This window comes from Rhodobacter xanthinilyticus, assembly GCF_001856665.1.
Classification (GTDB): Bacteria; Pseudomonadota; Alphaproteobacteria; order Rhodobacterales; family Rhodobacteraceae; genus Rhodobacter; species Rhodobacter xanthinilyticus.
This window is the reverse complement of sequence record NZ_CP017781.1, coordinates 3,240,904-3,257,210: the sequence shown is the minus strand read 5'-3', so window position 1 is coordinate 3,257,210 and position 16,307 is coordinate 3,240,904. Positions and strand designations below refer to the sequence as shown.

Genomic DNA, 16,307 nt, shown 5'->3' with positions numbered 1-16,307 from the left:
TCTGTGTGTATTGTGGGGCTTCTGGTGGCGTCGTTCTTGCATCCGGCTGAGTGCAGTTATTCCCTCTTGTGGTCCCCTAAGGCTGCGTCAGGGTTCAGCAGAACAATCTGCTGCTCCTGGGGGTGCCTAGCGTCCGGGTCAGTGTCGAGTCCAAGCCGCCGGAGCGCATAGTAAAGCAATGCCCGTCGAACCCTGATTTCTGCCTTGCCACCGATCATGCCGTAGTCGAGCGAGATCACCTTGGCCTGCGTCTCGGAAAGGGCAGGGTGGGGGCCGATTTCCAGAGTTGCGAAGGTGTGCCAATCCTGATCGTCTTGGGCCACAACGTGGGACGCTCGCGACCCACGGATGTCAAGGATCCGAGACAGCAGGAAATCCTTGAACACCTCGTCACTGGAGCAGAAGGCGCGGGCATGCCAGCGGAAGCCATCGAAGGCGATTGCGTGCGGCGCGATCCAGCGCCACCGGGGCTCCGGGTTGGAAAGGGACTGATAATGCACTTCGATCGCTTCGGATCTGCGGATTGCGTCGAGCACGGACCGAAGGGTTGCAGGATCGACGCCGCGCGCTGGGGTGGGGGCGGAATCGTAAGCGGGCAGTCCCGCGATCCAGCAGTCGTCCTCATCGAGGATGCCGTCAGCGACCGACCGCAGCTGGGCCAAGTATCGACCGGCATCGAGCTTGTCGAAAACCGGCTTGAAGCTTGGTTGGCGCACATAGGTCCGCAGGCTGCGGTCGTAGTCCATGTTGTTGGGCGCGAGGCCGATGTAGCGGCTCAGGTCGGATGACGCCTGGTTCACCGACAGCCCGAACTGCTCCATAACATCGCTGCGGTTCACATGCCCCTCCCAAAACAGGCGGAACTCGATGAACTCGAGCCTCTGCTCGACCCCCCAACGAAGTTCCGACCTGTCGTTGCTCACCACGCTCTCCCGTCATCGGTCGATGCGCATGGAAATTATGCGCGCCCAATTTCTGGGCTTTCCTCGACCGTAGCCGCGCGATGCTTGTGGATCAATCGAAAAGGGAAGGGATGGTGCGCAATTATCCCAAGGATTGCCGCAGGTTCTGCGCAACAACGTCAGCTGCCATTCGCACGGGTTCGGCGGCAAGATGGGCGTATCGCGCCGTGGTCTGGACCTGCGTGTGGCCAAGGAGCTTGCCGATCATCGGCAGGCCCTGACCCGACGCCACGGCGGTCGACGCGAAGGTGTGGCGCAGGTCGTGGATGCGGACGTCCTTGACCCCGGCACGGGCGCGGACGCGCTGCCAGAAGGGTTGCAGATCACTCAGGGGCTTGCCGGGCAGGGTGCCGGTGATCAACCACGGGTTGCCGTCAATGCGCTGGGCGTCACGCAGCAGGTCCACCACTGGCTGTCCGACGTGCACGACCTTCGCCCCTGTCTTGGAATCTGGCAGGCGCAGGGCAGGGATGTCGAGATCGACGTAGGACCACTTTAGGGTCATGATCTCGTTCAGGCGGCATCCGGTCAGGATCAGCAGGCGGGCGGCGAGGATGGCCGAGGGCAGTTCCACCCCTTCCGATTCCATTTCGCGCAGCACCTCGCCGATCCGGCGCAGCTCGGCCGCGCTCAGGAACCGTTCGCGCTTCTCCTCGGGGTATTTCCGGATGTGCTTGCGCGGGTTGGTCCCGTCCGGACGCAGGCCCCACATTTCCGACAGGCTGAACATCTTCGAGATCACCTCGAGACAGCGATTGGCCTGATAGGGGATGTGGCGCAGATCATGGTGGAACTTCGCGATATCCGCCCGCGTAACCCCCGTGACCGTCAACTGCCCGAGGGCGGGCAGGATGAATCGCTGCAGGTTCCGGCGATATTCCTTGCCGGTGCTGGCCTTCACGCGGATGGCGATGTGTTCCTTGTCGAACCGCTCGGCCAGTTCCGTGATCGTGATCGCCTTCCGCCCTGCGTCACGTTCGGCCGCAGGGTCCTGTCCATTGCGCGCAGCGGCGACAATGGTGATGGCCCGGGTGCGTGCCTGTTCGCAGGTCAGCACGGTGCTTGGCCCAAGGCTGATCCGCCGAGAACGGCGCCCGGCACGGTATTGCACGACGTAGCCTTTGCGCCCGCTTGGCAGAACCCGAAGTCCGAAGCCGGGGATGTCGCTGTCCCAGACGAAGTATTCGGCGGATTGGGCTTCTGCGGCGTCGACGATGCGCTTTGTGAGTTTGGGCATGGGAGTGGCTTCCGGGTTCTCTGGCTTCCACAGTGCGCAATGCCGGCGGCTAGTCAACGAACACATTGATATTACGCAGAAAAAGGAAAATCCGCGTAATCTCGCGCAGGGGCTGCTTCGCAGTCGTGAGCGGAAACGATGGCCCGCACGAATCAGAACGCAGGTTCCGGTCTTCCGACCGCGCTGCTATGGTCCGCGAAAAGAAACGGAATCCCGATGGCGTCTAAATCCACCCTCAACGCAAAGAACCTGGAGGCGCTGGGCACTGAGCGTCTGGCGCAACTGCTGATCGAGATCAGCACCGGTGATGCCGCGGCCAAGCGCAAGCTGCGCCTGGCCCTCGCCGGAGCTGAGGGGCCGAGGGAGGCGGCGCGGGAGATCACCAAGCGGCTGAACAGCATCGCAAAGGCGCGGACCTTCGTGAACTGGCAGAACCGCAAGCCGCTGGTGAAGGATCTTCAGACGCAGCGCAGCGCCATCATGGAACAGATCGCCCCGCATGATCCGGGTGAGGCGCTGGCGCTCTTGTGGCGGTTCATGGGACTGGCCACCCCGGTGTTCGAACGCTGCGACGACAGCAGCGGCACTGTCATCGACATCTTCCACCAGGCCTGCGCCGATCTGGGCGAGGTGGCCAAGGCGGCTGATGTGGCGCCGGAGGTACTGGCCCGGCAGGTTCTCGATGCGTTGCAGGACAACGGCTTTGGTCAGTATGACGGTCTGATCGCGATCATCGCCCCGGCGCTTGGCGCCGACGGCGTTGCACATCTGAAAACGCTGGTCGAGGAACTTGGGCGCACGCCCGTGCCGGTGCCGCCAAAGAGCGAATGGCAGGCCGTCGGCTGGGGCAGCGGCGGCACGCGCTACGCCCACGAGATGGAAGAACGCGCGCGGCAGAGCACGGTCGAAATGGCGCTGAAGGACATCGCCGACGTTCAGGGCGACGTCGATGGCTTCATCGCGCAGTACGACCCAAAGAGCCGCAAGGTACCGAAGATCGCGGCCGAGATCGCGCAGCGCTTGCTGGCGGCTGGCAGGGCAGGGGACGCGCTTGGCTTCATCGAACGGGCCGAGGTGGACCATGCGCGCTGGATCCCGCCCGAGTGGCAGGACGCGCGTCTTGCCGTGCTGGAGGCGCTTGACCGGAAGGATGAGGCGCAAGCATTCCGCTGGGCATGTTTCGAGCGCGACCTGTCGGGGGAGCACCTGCGGGCCTATCTGAAGCGTCTGCCGGATTTCGACGACATCGAGGCCGAGGAACGCGCGATGGCGCATGCCGCGGCCCATCCCGACCTGCTTGCAGCCCTGGCCTTCTTTCTGAACTGGCCATCGCTTGTACACGCGGCGCGATTGCTGATCGATCGGCAGGACGAGGTCGACGGCGATCACTACGAGTTCCTCGCCCCGGCGGCCGAGACACTGGCGGAGAAGCATCCGCTGGCGGCGACGGTGGCGCTGCGGGCGATGATCGATTTCACGCTGACCGAGGGGAGGCAGAAGCGGTATGGCTATGCCGCCCAGCACCTGGCGACCTGTGCCGATCTCGCCGGACGGATCGAGGACTTCGGACCGGTCGAGCCGCATCACGCCTATGCCGCGCGCCTGAAGGCGGAGCATGGCAAGAAGACCGGCTTCTGGTCGCGGATTGACGGATGATGGCCGTGCTACCGGAAAACCATTCAGCCACTCAATGGAAGCATGGTGGAAGCACGAGGGGGAAAACCGCTGCGCAATACTGACAATCCGCGCGCAGGCCGCTCTCGCGGACCCGGTTCACAACTGGCGGAAACCGCGCAACAAATCGCGATCCTGCGCGATTGTTCATGGTTCGTTCGACACGGCTCATAACCTGAAGGTCGTAGGTTCAAATCCTACCCCCGCAACCATCTTTACTTGCGCCCCCGTAGCCAACGCTGCGGGGTTTTTGCTTTGTGCAGAAATCGCAAGGATTCCAGCAAGATCGCCCTGAACGTCGATCTCCAGCCGGTCCCCCGCAGGCGTCAAGATGATCTGGTCCACGAGCGTCCGCAGGGTTTCCGCGGCCTCGACCCGCCTCGCATCGTCGTCCCCCTGAAGCGCATCGTAGAGTTGCTGAACTCGCTTGCGATACTGCAGGGCCATGCTCGGGTGCAGCATCGGCGGTGGTTCGTCTGCTTCAGCCAGAAAACTCCTGAGTTCCGATTTCCTGTGCTCGAGGCGCTTCATGTCTTCGACCACTGCTTCAATCGGGCCACCGGCTTTGATTGCGGTTATAAGCCTTGCCAATTCCCGATCGATCTTCGCGATCTCAGCCTCGGCTGACCCGATACCTGACCTCGCCTCCATCCGCAGTCGGTTCATCTCCTGTGTGAACACCTCGCAGAAGTGCGCGAAGAGTTCGGGATCGACGAGCTTCGTGCGCAGGGCCGTGAGCACACGGGCCTCCAGTTCATCCCGGCGAATGTTGAGGCGGTTGTCGCAGGTGCCCTTGTTGCGCGCCGTCGAGCAGCCAATGAGCGTGGCTGAAATCTGCGAGAAGCCACCGCCACAGCAGGAACACCTGGTCAGCCCCGAGAAGAGGTACTTGGGGCGCCGACGGGTGTGGACCTTGGGCAGGTCCGGGCGCCCCTTGGCGTCGGGCGCGATCTTGTGCCGGTCCTGGCGCGCCTTCACCGCCGCCCAGAGATCGTCGTCGAGGATGCGCAGCTCCGGGACCTCCTGGGTGACCCACTCGGATTCCGGGTTCGGCCGTGCCTGGCGCTTGCCGGTGTCCGGATCCTTGATGAACCGCTGACGGTTCCAGACGATCTTGCCGATATACATCTCGTTGTTCAGGATCCCGTTGCCGCGCTTCGGGTTCCCGTTGATCGTGCTGAAGCCCCAGTCACCGCCCGTCGGGGCAGGGATGCCCTCCTTGTTCAGGGCGAAGGCGATGGCCTTGGCGGATTGGCCTGCAGCATAGTCGCGGAAGATGCGGCGCACGACCTCGGCTTGTTGGGGATTGATCGAGCGGTCGCCCCGGATCGGCTCGCCCCGGGCGTCCAGCTTCTTGACGACGTCGTATCCATAGGCGTTGCCGCCGCCCGACTTGCCGGCCTCGACCCGACCGCGTTGACCGCGCCGCGTCTTGTCCGCCAGATCCTTCAGGAAGATGGCGTTCATCGTGCCCTTGAGCCCGACATGCAGATGCGTCACCTCGCCCTCCGACAGGGTGACGATCTTCACGTCGGCATAGGACATGCGCTTGAAGATCCCGGCGATGTCCTCCTGATCGCGCGAGATGCGGTCCATGGCCTCGGCAAGGATCAGGTCGAAGCGCCCTCGCATGGCGTCGGCCATCAGCGCCTGAATGCCGGGGCGAATCATCGAGGCGCCCGAGATCGCGTGGTCGCTGTATTCCTCGATCACGCGCCAGCTCTGCTTCTCGGCATGCAGGCGGCACAAGCGGAACTGGTCGGCGATGGACGCGTCGCGCTGGTTGTCGGACGAATAGCGGGCGTAGATCGCGACCTTCATGCAAGCGCTCCCTTCAGGCGCGGGGCGCGGTCGTCCGCCTATCCCGGGCCAGCCTGACTTCCTCTTCGTAACATTCCCGAGCGGCCTGCCGTGCCAGGATCGCCACCAGACGCTTGAGCCGCGGGTCGGGCGAGCCGCGCGGCGTGAACGTGAGCTCTGGCCCCTCCAACAGCAGGGCTTCGAGCAGCGCTTCGCGGTCGCTCGGAGAAAAGGTGCCTGTTTTTGATGGGTCTCGCAAGGTCATGCTTGCGAGCATCAGGGCGGCGATCCGGATATGCAAAGAGATTCAGCGGTGTAGGTCCGGCGCCGTTTGGCCGGTGTTCGGTGCGTCGGTCGCAGACCAGCGTAGCCTGGCGTGCCCCAGCATATGGTAAAGACCGGGGGCGCTGCGTCGAAAATCTCCGCCCGGTATGTGTTCGCGATGGTCTCGTGCTGGCCGAACGCGCCCCGAGTGCGGATTTCGCGGGATTGGGGCAGTGATTTTGCGCCATCGCGGGCGACTTGGCGCAGTTCTTGATCGTTTATCCCGAATGACGCAAAATATGATGCCATCAGGTCAATTTCATTGACGTCGCGCCGTCGACGGGTGGTGCCAAGCATGTTCATGTCTCAGCGAACCCAGGTCGTTTACAGCCTTCTGGCCGAGTATGTGCGCAGCCCCTCTCTGCGCCACATGCGGGAGGAGCGGTCCCTCGCCAAGCTGGCCCTCGAGATCGTCACGAAGCTCGATCGGGACAGTTCGGCCTGGAAGAAATGGGAAGGGCCGCGCGACAAGATCCTCGAAGTGGCAATCGAGTGCTGGATCCCGAAGGAGGACATGCTCGATTTCCTCAACAGCCTGCCCGGACCAGCCCTGACGATGACGGACCTCGAGCAGCGCATGAAATCGATGATCGAGGAGGAGTATCTCGGGGAGCCTGAACCGAAGCTCGAGGCGGAATGCCTGGCCATCTATCAGGCCGAGAAGGAGTCGGGCACGGAGATGCCTGCGATCATCGGGCGGCTGTCGGATTACGTCGGCGCTCAATGGCAGCGGCTGCGCGATGAAAAGCGGGCGGAGGACGAGCGCCGTTCGGAAGAGGCGCGGCTGGAGCGGGAGCGGCGGCTCCTCTCCTATGCCGATTGTCCCTGGACCCAGATCAAGGGCTCGAAATTCGTCTATTGCCGGAAGAACGGTCGGGTCTTCCAGCTCAAGCCCAACAGCGACAAGAGCCTGACCCTCTACCGCGTGCAGGCGGTCGATGACGACGCCAGCGGTGAAATGATCGGCCACTACCGGTCGCGCGGCGATGCCAGCAAGGTGGTGGCCAAGGCTGCCTATGAGCCGGAGCCTTGGCGGTAGAGATCACCGGAGAGAACCATCTGCTGAATTGCTGACCTCGCTCCGCATCAAGCTGATTGGCGGCTCGGAAACCAACTCGCGTTACGGGCGCGCCAGAACCGGCGGCACCACGCGGGCTCGCACTTCGTCGTAGATGCCTATCTCACCTGGCATGCAGATCGTCACCGCCACGCCAAAAGGGATAGCTTCGTCAACCGCCGTGCCCTGATCGGGATCGCGTTGTATGACCAATGGTACTGTCATGTTCGGCGTGACAACCGGTGCATTCGCTCCGCTCCAGCGTCGCGAGCTGACCGTCCCGCGATTGCTCTGATTTTCGTCCGGGTGCCAGTGCTCCGGCGAAACGGCGAGCGCGTTGAGTTCTGCCGGTGTGACGATCTTCAGCCGAGAACTTCGATACGTCTTGCGACCGGGCAGGACCGGGGAAAACCAAGCCACGGTCGCCGACAAGCTGTGCGGTCTTGCCTTGCCGCCGATTGCCACCGGAACCGGCACATCGATTGTTGCGAGGCGATCGGGCCCGAGGACTCCCGTGGCAAAGAACGTGGCCCGGTCCGCGGCGCAGGCCAGCGCGTCATCCGCATCCACATAGCCGTAGCCGAGGAAGCGCCGAATATTGTCCTTCTGTTTCGACGCCTGGCCGCGACCGGTAGGACCGAGCGTGGACTTGATGACCTCGGCGATCTCCTGTGGCCATTGAGCAGGATGGACCAGAAGGGCCTTCAGCAGCACTGCACGTTGCACGGCCGGAATCTGCAGAAACGCCTCGCCGTAGGCCGCTTCAAGGGCGTCGTGAATGCGGTGACAGGTCCGCGATGCCAGTGCTGCTGCTGCGCTGGTCCCATTAGAATAGCCGTCAAGATTTTCACGACCTGCCCGCGGTGGGGCTGCGACCTTGAGACCGGCGCCGCGCGAAGCCATGGCCGGACGCACGTCTATGTGCCGGTGATTGCCGACACAGGCCATGTGTTCCCGGGCGCCGGGCATCAGGATGTCCGGCTTTACCGATCTGGCGAAGCCTGGACCCAGACTGCTCGAGGGGTTCGCCGCGACGTGAGCCGGGAAGGGGTCGATCAAGGCTCGCGCCAGTGCGCGATCCGCAGGCCCGACGGCATCGATGTTCGCTGCGCCAACGGTTATGCCGTTTATGGTCTCCGCCGGCGAAAGCAGGCGGCGATCGGCCATGACGCCGTGCAGTGTTTCAACCATCGATCTCGCGCGGCTTGCGGCATTTGCAGCCTCATAGTCCCGGCTGGTGGCATAGCCCGGCATGCCGAACGGGAACACCTGATTTCCGGCACTCACCACAAAGAGCAAGCCGAAGCGATAGGCCAAGCGGTCGATAAGGCGGGCCCAAGGCGAAAGGTGGTTCTGGAACGGCCTATAGCGATTGCCGAGAGAGAGATTGACGATCACGATCCCGGGGCGCTGTGCGCGCAGTCGGGTCACCGCCAGGTAGATCATGTCGACAATGAGCCGGTCGGGCGGGAAGGCGTCATTGTTCCCTAGGACCGGGATCATATGGATTTTGCGCGGCAGGGGTGCTTCGCCGCGGTTGAGGTCTCCATGAATGACAAGGGACGCCATAGCCGTTCCATGCGCCCGCGTCACGACGAGCGCATCCGGCTCAAGATTGAAGGGGTCGTCGAGGTCGATATGGGGCCCCAGCCGCCTATGAGCGCTGACCGGGACCCCATCGAGAATGGCGAGGATCGGCTCACCGAGTTCCGCGATCTGGTCCGCGGCCTGAGGCATGTCTTCAGGATCGCCGATTTCGATAGCCGTGGCCTCCGATTGCGGACGGATGTGCATCACGCTGTCGAGGCCGGCAATCCCTTCGATCCGACGCGCGATGATTTCGCGCACAGCCCAGGCCGGGATATCCGCAAGCAGGGCATGGTAGGAGATCTCGGGCAAACGGCAGCGCGACAGAATCAAGCCCCCGCGCGCGATCAGCGCCCGTGTCGTCTCCTCTTCACTCTGCCGAGCGGAGGCCTCATTGGCCCTGAAGACGAGTTCGATCTCCAGTCGGATCAGATCGTTATCGTGATGGCCCTCAAGAATAATCGACAGAAAGGTCCTGTCTGCCGACTGAACGCGGTCGTCTGGCCCCCATGCGCGCAGGTCCCTGAGATGTTCGAAGACCGTAGCCCAGGGTGTTTCTCCTCTGACCAGCTGTCCGGCCTGCCAACGCCGCCACAGCGACTCAAGGCTGCGGAGGGCAACCATGTCGGGAACGAGCAGATAGGCGACAGGCTGCTTGTCTTCCTCGTCGCTCTCGAGCTCTTCTTCATCCACCAGTTCAAGCCCGGCAACCTGGCGGATGGCCTCGGCAAACCTGCTTATTGAGCCGCGAACTTCGAAGACCAAAAGCCGTTCCGGAGCGAGCCCTGCAGGGTCGGCGCGCAGTTCAAGCGCCCCATCGCCGCGTGCAAGAATTTCGGCGAGACGCGTGAATTTCGGACCGAAGGTGCCTGTCTGACGGTCGCGCGGAAAAGCGGCTGGCGGGGGAGGGTATTTCGGCTTGCCCTTTGGGCGAGGCTGATCAGCGCTCGGCGTCAGTCTCAGGAGGGGTTTTGTCGGATCGCTCGGCATTTATGAACTCTGGCGTAACGCGCGAAGTCCAAAGATCCAGTTCCGCGCGCAATGCCTCATCAACCGAAACCTCCCCTAAACCAAGAATTTGTCGCCGCCTGACATTCTGACAAAAATCCAGCGCCTCTGCATAGCTGACATCGCCAAGTCTACCAGCGAGGCGGCTGAGCGGCAATTTGGGGGCGTCCGGCCAGCCCGAAATGATCCGGTCGAGAAATACCGTGACATCAGTCTTCTTCGGCGCCGGAAAGGACAGGCGCATCTGGAAACGACGCCAGACCGCGCGGTCGAGCAGTTCTCCATGGTTGGTCGCTGCGACCACAATGACATAGCTGGGAAGCTGGTCGAGCTGCATGAGCAGGAAGGAGACAACCCGTTTGATCTCTCCCGTTTCATGTGTATCGCCGCGTTCCTTGCCGATGGCGTCGAACTCGTCGAAAAACAATACGCTCGGGGTCGTTCGAACATAGTCGAAGAGTTTCCGGAGCCTGGCGTTCGTCTCACCAAGATAGCTGCCGATCAGGGCGTCATACCTGACGACAAAGAAGGGCAGGCCTAGTCCCTCTGCCATGGCCTCGGCGAACGAGGTCTTGCCGTTGCCAGGAGGCCCTGAAAGCAAGACGCGGTGCCGAGGTTCATAGCCATGTGCGCGCAGGACGTCCGCCCGGCGATGCTCCTCAAGCAGCTGTCTTCCGCTCTCCCGCGCTGGCAGGGGGAGGAGCAGGTCCTCCAGCTGAAGCTGCGGCGTGATCTCCAGGATTGCCTCACGACCGTTGGGTCCGGCCAGGTGAGGGGAGCTTGCTGTCAGCGACGGCGGTGTGATCGGAACAGCCGCTAAAGCGCGTTGCATGCGGTCGGCCACGATGAAATGCTTCTTTGCACGTTCTTCGGCGACCATCGCCTCGGTGGTGGAGCGCAGCATCTCTTTGTCGCCGGTCGCACCCGCGCGAATCAAAGACACCAGAAGATCGCTCCGCGCCATGTGTGACCTTACGCACCCGTTGGGTTGTTCTCGCCCCCTGATCGGTCAATTGATCAAGGGAGACAATTGCTTGGCTCCCGAAATGGGTCGGTCGTCAGAAGCAGCCGAAATCAGACTCCACCGGGTCGGAAGCCCACTGAGCCTAGCATCTCTTGATCAAACAAGGAATCCCCGTTGACATCCGCCGGGCCGCCAATCGGTGCGGTTTGTCTATAGCACGGCATTGTGAGGTCAGATCATTCAGGTCCGGATGCTGGGGAAGGCCTTCCCCCTGGTCGGCACTGGCGTTGCCGACACACCCCCTTCGAGCGGGGAGCGCCCCGCAACGCCCCCTCAGAGGGAGAGTGCAGACGGGATTTCCGTGACGGGTTGAGGGTCGGGGGAGAGGCCCCCGGCGCCCGTCGTGGAGATCACCCTGATGGCCAGACAGGACCGCGCGCCCCGCGACGGCGGCGCCCGAAGCAGCATCTATGACGACATCACCACCCGGATCATCGCAGAACTCGAGGCGGGGCGGCTGCCCTGGGTCCAGCCCTGGGGTACGGCCTCGGCCAAGGCCCCGCTCACCCTGCCGCGCAACGCGGCCACCCAGCGTCCGTATTCCGGGATCAATATCCTGATCCTCTGGGGCGCCGTGGTCCAGCAGGGCTATCCGACGCAAGCCTGGCTGACCTTCCGCCAAGCGTTGGCGCTCGGCGGCAATGTCCGCAAGGGCGAGCGCGGCACCACCGTCGTCTATGCCGACCGCTTCACCCCCGAGGACGAAAAGCGCCGCGCCCGGGAAACCGGCGATACGCCCGGTCAGATCCCCTTTCTCAAGCGCTTCACCGTCTTCAACGCCGCCCAATGCGAGGGCCTGCCGGAGGAGATCACAGTCGCAGCACCCCCGCCGCCCCCGGGAATGATCGAGCCGCAGGTCGAGGCGTTGATCCGCGCCACCGGCATCGACTTCCGGATCGGGGGCGATCGGGCCTTCTATGTTCCGGCGCTGGATTATGTCCAGGTTCCCCCTCCGCAGGCCTATTTCGAGCCGATCAACTGGCATCGGACGGCTCTGCATGAGCTCGGCCATGCCACGGGCCATGCCTCGCGGCTGGGCCGGGACTTCTCGGGGAGTTTCGGGACCAAGGCCTATGCCTTCGAGGAACTGGTGGCCGAGATGAACGCGGCCTTCTGCTGCGCCTCGCTGGGGATCGTGCCCACCGTGCGCCATGCCGATTACATCGGCTCCTGGCTCGAGGTGCTGCGCGAGGACAACCGCGCCATCGTGCGTGCCGCCTCGCAGGCGAGCAAGGCCGCGGACTGGCTGCTGGCCCATCTGCCGGAGCCTGTGGCGGCCGGGGCGACCGAACAGGGGAGGGCTGCGGCATGATCCTCCTGACCCAAAGCCAGCGCGCCCGTCTTCTTGCCAATGGTCGGATACCGGACGCCGATCACATCCCCGTCGTGAAGTTCTTCAATCCGTTCGGCCAAGGCACCTGGCTGGCCACCGAGCTCGATGAGGACGGCGACATCCTCTTCGGCCTCGCCGATCTCGGCTACCCGGAGCTCGGTTCCTGGTCGCTGAGCGAGATGGCGGCGATGAGGCTGCCCTTCGGCAGGGGCATCGAGCGGGACCTGCACTTCGAGGGGCGCTATCCGATCTCGGTCTGGGCAGAGGTGGCGCGGGCCGAGGGCAGCATCAGCGCGGCGGAGCGGGCGCTGTATGAGAGGGCGCAGAGAGAAGGGGGCACGGGTTTCGGAAGAAGGGGGTCTGGGAGGCAGTAGGTGCCGGCATGAATCCGCGAGGAGATGATCGCGCCGCTCCCTTGGACAGGGGGCGGTGCTGACCGGAGTATACCTGCAGCCCCTAGGCTTACAGCAAGAACAGCGTGCTTCAGCTTCGGCCGCAGGTCAATCCAGCAATGTTTTGATCGCGTTGACGTTTGACCGAATGCTTGCGGAATCCAACCCGCCGCGATCATCGTCTTGCGACGTGAAGAGCGTTCGACCCACGCTGAAGCCGTTGGCTTCGTACCACGCCTTCTTCCATTGCCAACCCTTTCGGTAGTCCTCGCGAGCCATCATGCCGAGGTGCTCCCAAAGGATCAGATCGCCGTCAGCCGTGACGAATGAGAAATCCGGGCGAAGACGGCCAGGCTCGACCTCTCCGTCGAGCACGCGCTCGTATTCGTACTCGACGCCGGATTGAAACAGCATATTGGCGATCACAAGCTCCGATTTGCTCCGAACCAAGTGACCCTTCTCGGTTCGATGTATCAGGTTCTCGGCATATGGAACCTCGGACTCGACTCGTCGGAGGACGCCCTGGAACAAGTTTGTGTTTCGTCGCGCGGTCTCCGACCTCTCAGGACGAGTGTAGTCGAAGAGGACCGAAGGATTATCGCCCTCGATGAGCAAGACGAGCTGGCGGCGCGAACGGGTGAGTGCCGTGTAGAGCAACTCGCGCGAAAGCGGCCGGCAGTTCTTGGGCAGCACGACGAACACCTTCTGGAACTCGCTGCCCTGCGATTTGTGTACAGTGATTGCGTAGGCGAGCTCCAGCGGCCCTGATCCGCCCGGAAAGTCGCGGCCGCTGTAGCCAAACCGAAGGTTGGGACGGCCTGCAAAGATCACGTTCAGCCAAGGGGACTTTCCGCTGCCGACGAGCCCGACCTCCCCATTGGCGACATAATGGTCACCCGACTGCTGCCCGTCAAAGGCATTACGCCATTGGTTCGAAGCCTGGATAACCTTGTCACGAATGACGATGTTCTCATCACCGAGGCTTACCACCCATGGGTCAGTCGCCGCCTTCAGCTCGCGCGCACGATAGCGACGTTGGGTCCAGCGGTTGAGGTCGCGCACCCCATGTGGATGCATGCGGACCGGTGAGAGGATCTGCCAATGTTCGGAGCCGCCGGGCAGGTCGAAAGAGACCCAGCCGCGCTCGTCGATGCCGAGCGAGGCATTGAAACCGGAAACATCACCCGCTTGCGTAAGTCCAAGATGCTTCTGAAATGCTTCGCTAAGACGGCTCCGCAACTCGTCGGGCGTTGTCCAGAAAAAGAGGTCGAGGTCGTTGAAGGGCCGCCCCGTTTCCAAATCGCTGAGCACTCGATCGGCATCGACGGGTTGAGTCTCCCTTGTAAACCAGGATGCGAGCCGGAGCGTGTCCGACGCTTGTTCTGCGCCTGCAACAGCGCGGACCTCGACCGACAGCCTTGCCAGCGCCTCATCGAGCGGCAGGCCGGCGTCGCTCTGCGCCTCCGTAGTCTGTAGATATGACGTCAGGTCGGCAAATGGACGTCCGACACCGATGGGCGGCAGCTGGTTCGGGTCGCCGACCAAGATCAGCCGTTGAACATGTGCGAGGTCGAGCGCTTCGAGCACCGCCGCAAGGTCATCCATTGTGAGCATCGAACATTCGTCAATGACGACTGTCTTCTCTTTGCGGTACTTCTCCCTACCTTGGAACCGTGGACGCTGACGGACGCCGTCGTATCTTCCGAGTTCATTCAAGAACTGAGCAACCGTCATCGCTTCGGCATTGGCGGCCTTCCCTAGCCGGACCCGCGCCTTGCCTGTTGGTGCAAGTAGCAGGATGCCGTCGCGAGCGAGCGCCGAGTTCAGCAAGAGCGCTCCCATCACCGACGTCTTGCCGGTGCCGGCGCGCCCAACAAGCGCAGTCAGGCGCCGGGAGGTCACACGCGCGAGTGCGGCAGCCTGTTCGTCGATGGCGAGGACGTGACGGGCGTTGTTTGGATCATACGCCCCCCCTGCCGCCTCGATCGCTTCCACCAGAAGCTTCTTCCAATCGGAAGAAACCTCAGGGGCCGCCTTGCCTGCCCGTTTCGACAGGACGCTCCGAAGCCGTTCCTCACGCAACTTCAGTTCGGTGAGTTGCAGCGCGGAGATCCCGGTGTGCTGACCCTGCGGCGCGGGCAGGTCGATGAGTTCGACAACACCAGTAAGTGCCGCCGCGTTAGTGGCTGGCCAATCAACCCCGATCAGACAGGGATGGGCTAGCTGGAGCGCGGCCACTTTTTCCACAGCTTCGGTAACGCTGAGTAACGAGTCACCGTTTTCCGACGCGCGGCGCAGCACACTAACAAGCGCAGCACGTAGGCGGCGCGGGTCCGCTGCGGACTGAACAAGTGATGGACTGGGCACCGGGTGTAAGGCGGCGATGGTCGCGTCCGGCAGGAGGCCGCGGTCGATCGTTCCAACCGAGACCGCCGACTCTTTCGCGTCGCCGAGGTCGACCTCGCTGATCCGATAGGGGTTTTCGATGATTTCGGCGTCGGTAGTGAGAGCCGTGCAGGCCGCTGCGCGCTTGGTGGGATCAAACCAGCGGCTCGCTTGGGCCGGGGTGAGCGCGAAACGCGAGAGCAGCTTCAGGAGCGCTCGACGCTCGTCCGCCAAGTTGAGCCAGGTGTCGCGTACCGCCTTGAGATCAGCGTCATAGGTGGGCTGCGGCGGCCTCGTCTGGCCACGCAGCAAAGCATCAATGTGAGGCCAGGGGTCCTCATCCCTCCCGACCGCGCCCGACGCGAGCAGTTCGAGTGTGAGCGCCGTGCCCAGTCGCATGCCCAACGCCTCCAGGGCCGAACCGAGCCCTGGGAACGCGCCCCGATCCTTCCAAGCTAGGCCAATCTGCGTGTTGAGCCATTCCTCACGACGCTCCCATGGTCCCGCAGCGATCCCATGGGAGCGGATCTTCCGCACTGACTCTAGGCATCGGATCAGCGTTGAAAGCGCAATATCCGCAGGAGCCAACTCTGCGGCATAAGAAAAAACCCGCATGTGGGCCGGATCGGCTGGGACGGCGATCTCTGCAAGAAGCTCAGCTCGACGGGCGTCCTCGGCCGTGTCGCCGGTTGGCTCGAGATAGTCGTGATATGGCAGCAGGAACCCGTCGAAGCCGTCCGGCCGGATCGAGTGTCGGAGAAGACGATCCCACATCGGATAAGCGCTCTTGCCCGCAGGGGCGTCGTAGTACTTCACCGGGGCGATAGATTGGATGCGACCGACACCGACAACCAGACGTGGCACTGCGTCGCCGAGTGGCTGGCCCTCCTTACAATAAAAGAAGACGAGCGAGCGTTCGGGGGTAAGGTGATTGAATACATGGTCAACTATCGCCGTCTGTCGGGCGCGGCCAAACACCCAGGGGCTCGCGAACGGCGACTCCTCGTCAGATGGCAACGGGCTAGGCAGCTTTGCGTCGATGGCGGCTTGCTCACTCCGCAACATCCAGCCGAACGGGACCGCGAATGTTGCGAAGGGCGGCACCTTCACATCTGTTGGCTCCAAGTGTCCGTGTGTCGCCGCCGCCTTCTTGATGGTCGCATAGGGGTGATTGAACCGACGTGTCCACTCCGTCTCGTTCATGAAGGCGCCGGATTCAGCTTTGCAGGGCGGCAGCTCGCCCTGAGTCAGTTCATGCCACGCCCTGCCAGCGAGGGCATCTTCCGCAACGTCGTCCTTCTCTTCCCGGATACGATCGAGCGCCACACAGAACGCGTTGGACGAAGGAGCCGAGCACACCCGCCCATTCCAGCGCGAACCATGCCAGGCGACCCGCATTGTGAGATGAAACATACTCCCCCTCGGTCAACTTAATCTGCGCAGTCTTTCCTCAAACTACCGAGTTCATGGACGCGAGGATTGTCATCCCAACCATGTGCCATGTCGGTCGCAACAGCGCAAGAA

Annotated in this window: 12 protein-coding genes; 4 read left to right on the top strand and 8 right to left on the bottom strand. The window is 63.0% G+C overall.

What is annotated here, in order from left to right:
- Positions 1 to 56: 56 nt before the first annotated feature.
- Positions 57 to 923, bottom strand: coding sequence for a WYL domain-containing protein (locus LPB142_RS15805; RefSeq protein ID WP_071166950.1), 867 nt, complete (start codon positions 921 to 923; stop codon positions 57 to 59).
- Positions 924 to 1,044: 121 nt separating this feature from the next.
- Positions 1,045 to 2,199 (bottom strand): tyrosine-type recombinase/integrase, encoded by a 1,155-nt coding sequence (locus tag LPB142_RS15800; RefSeq protein WP_071166949.1) that lies wholly within the window; start codon positions 2,197 to 2,199, stop codon positions 1,045 to 1,047.
- Between the two features lie 216 nt (positions 2,200 to 2,415).
- On the opposite strand from LPB142_RS15800, the gene LPB142_RS15795 reads away from it, so the two are divergent.
- A complete protein-coding gene (locus LPB142_RS15795; protein ID WP_071166948.1) occupies positions 2,416 to 3,855 on the top strand; it encodes a DUF6880 family protein in 1,440 nt (479 codons plus the stop codon).
- A gap of 186 nt (positions 3,856 to 4,041) precedes the next feature.
- Here the strand turns inward: LPB142_RS15795 and LPB142_RS15790 are convergent, their stop codons facing one another.
- From LPB142_RS15790 to LPB142_RS19170, 3 genes are read right to left on the bottom strand one after another with little or no spacing between them, the layout of a single operon-like run.
- Positions 4,042 to 5,694, bottom strand: a complete 1,653-nt coding sequence (locus tag LPB142_RS15790; RefSeq protein ID WP_071166947.1) for a recombinase family protein — start codon at positions 5,692 to 5,694, stop codon at positions 4,042 to 4,044.
- Positions 5,695 to 5,707: 13 nt separating this feature from the next.
- Positions 5,708 to 5,950, bottom strand: a complete 243-nt coding sequence (locus LPB142_RS15785) for a hypothetical protein (RefSeq protein ID WP_156894399.1) — start codon at positions 5,948 to 5,950, stop codon at positions 5,708 to 5,710.
- Positions 5,950 to 6,294, bottom strand: a complete 345-nt coding sequence (locus LPB142_RS19170) for a hypothetical protein (protein WP_156894398.1) — start codon at positions 6,292 to 6,294, stop codon at positions 5,950 to 5,952. The genes LPB142_RS15785 and LPB142_RS19170 overlap by 1 nt, the downstream gene beginning before the upstream one ends.
- A 4-nt stretch (positions 6,295 to 6,298) precedes the next feature.
- On the opposite strand from LPB142_RS19170, the gene LPB142_RS15780 reads away from it, so the two are divergent.
- Entirely contained in the window at positions 6,299 to 7,036 is a 738-nt protein-coding gene (locus LPB142_RS15780; protein WP_198037845.1) for a hypothetical protein, read from the top strand.
- A gap of 81 nt (positions 7,037 to 7,117) precedes the next feature.
- Here LPB142_RS15780 and LPB142_RS15775 read toward each other — a convergent pair whose 3' ends face one another.
- Together LPB142_RS15775 and LPB142_RS15770 are read right to left on the bottom strand one after the other, a co-directional pair.
- Positions 7,118 to 9,631 (bottom strand): S8 family peptidase, encoded by a 2,514-nt coding sequence (locus LPB142_RS15775; RefSeq protein WP_083392710.1) that lies wholly within the window; start codon positions 9,629 to 9,631, stop codon positions 7,118 to 7,120.
- Positions 9,582 to 10,613 (bottom strand): AAA family ATPase, encoded by a 1,032-nt coding sequence (locus LPB142_RS15770; RefSeq protein ID WP_071166945.1) that lies wholly within the window; start codon positions 10,611 to 10,613, stop codon positions 9,582 to 9,584. The genes LPB142_RS15775 and LPB142_RS15770 overlap by 50 nt, the downstream gene beginning before the upstream one ends.
- 418 nt (positions 10,614 to 11,031) lie before the next feature.
- Here LPB142_RS15770 and LPB142_RS15765 point away from each other — a divergent pair, with 418 nt between their 5' ends.
- Both LPB142_RS15765 and LPB142_RS15760 read left to right on the top strand, forming a co-directional pair.
- Complete coding sequence (locus tag LPB142_RS15765) at positions 11,032 to 11,985, top strand: ArdC family protein (protein WP_071167286.1); 954 nt, start codon at positions 11,032 to 11,034, stop codon at positions 11,983 to 11,985.
- Entirely contained in the window at positions 11,982 to 12,380 is a 399-nt protein-coding gene (locus LPB142_RS15760) for a DUF2958 domain-containing protein (protein WP_071166944.1), read from the top strand. The genes LPB142_RS15765 and LPB142_RS15760 overlap by 4 nt, the downstream gene beginning before the upstream one ends.
- A 126-nt stretch (positions 12,381 to 12,506) precedes the next feature.
- On the opposite strand, the gene LPB142_RS15755 is transcribed toward LPB142_RS15760, so the two are convergent.
- Positions 12,507 to 16,196: an AAA family ATPase gene (locus LPB142_RS15755; RefSeq protein ID WP_083392709.1), complete on the bottom strand. Its 3,690-nt coding sequence runs from the start codon at positions 16,194 to 16,196 to the stop codon at positions 12,507 to 12,509.
- Between the last annotated feature and the right edge of the window lie 111 nt (positions 16,197 to 16,307).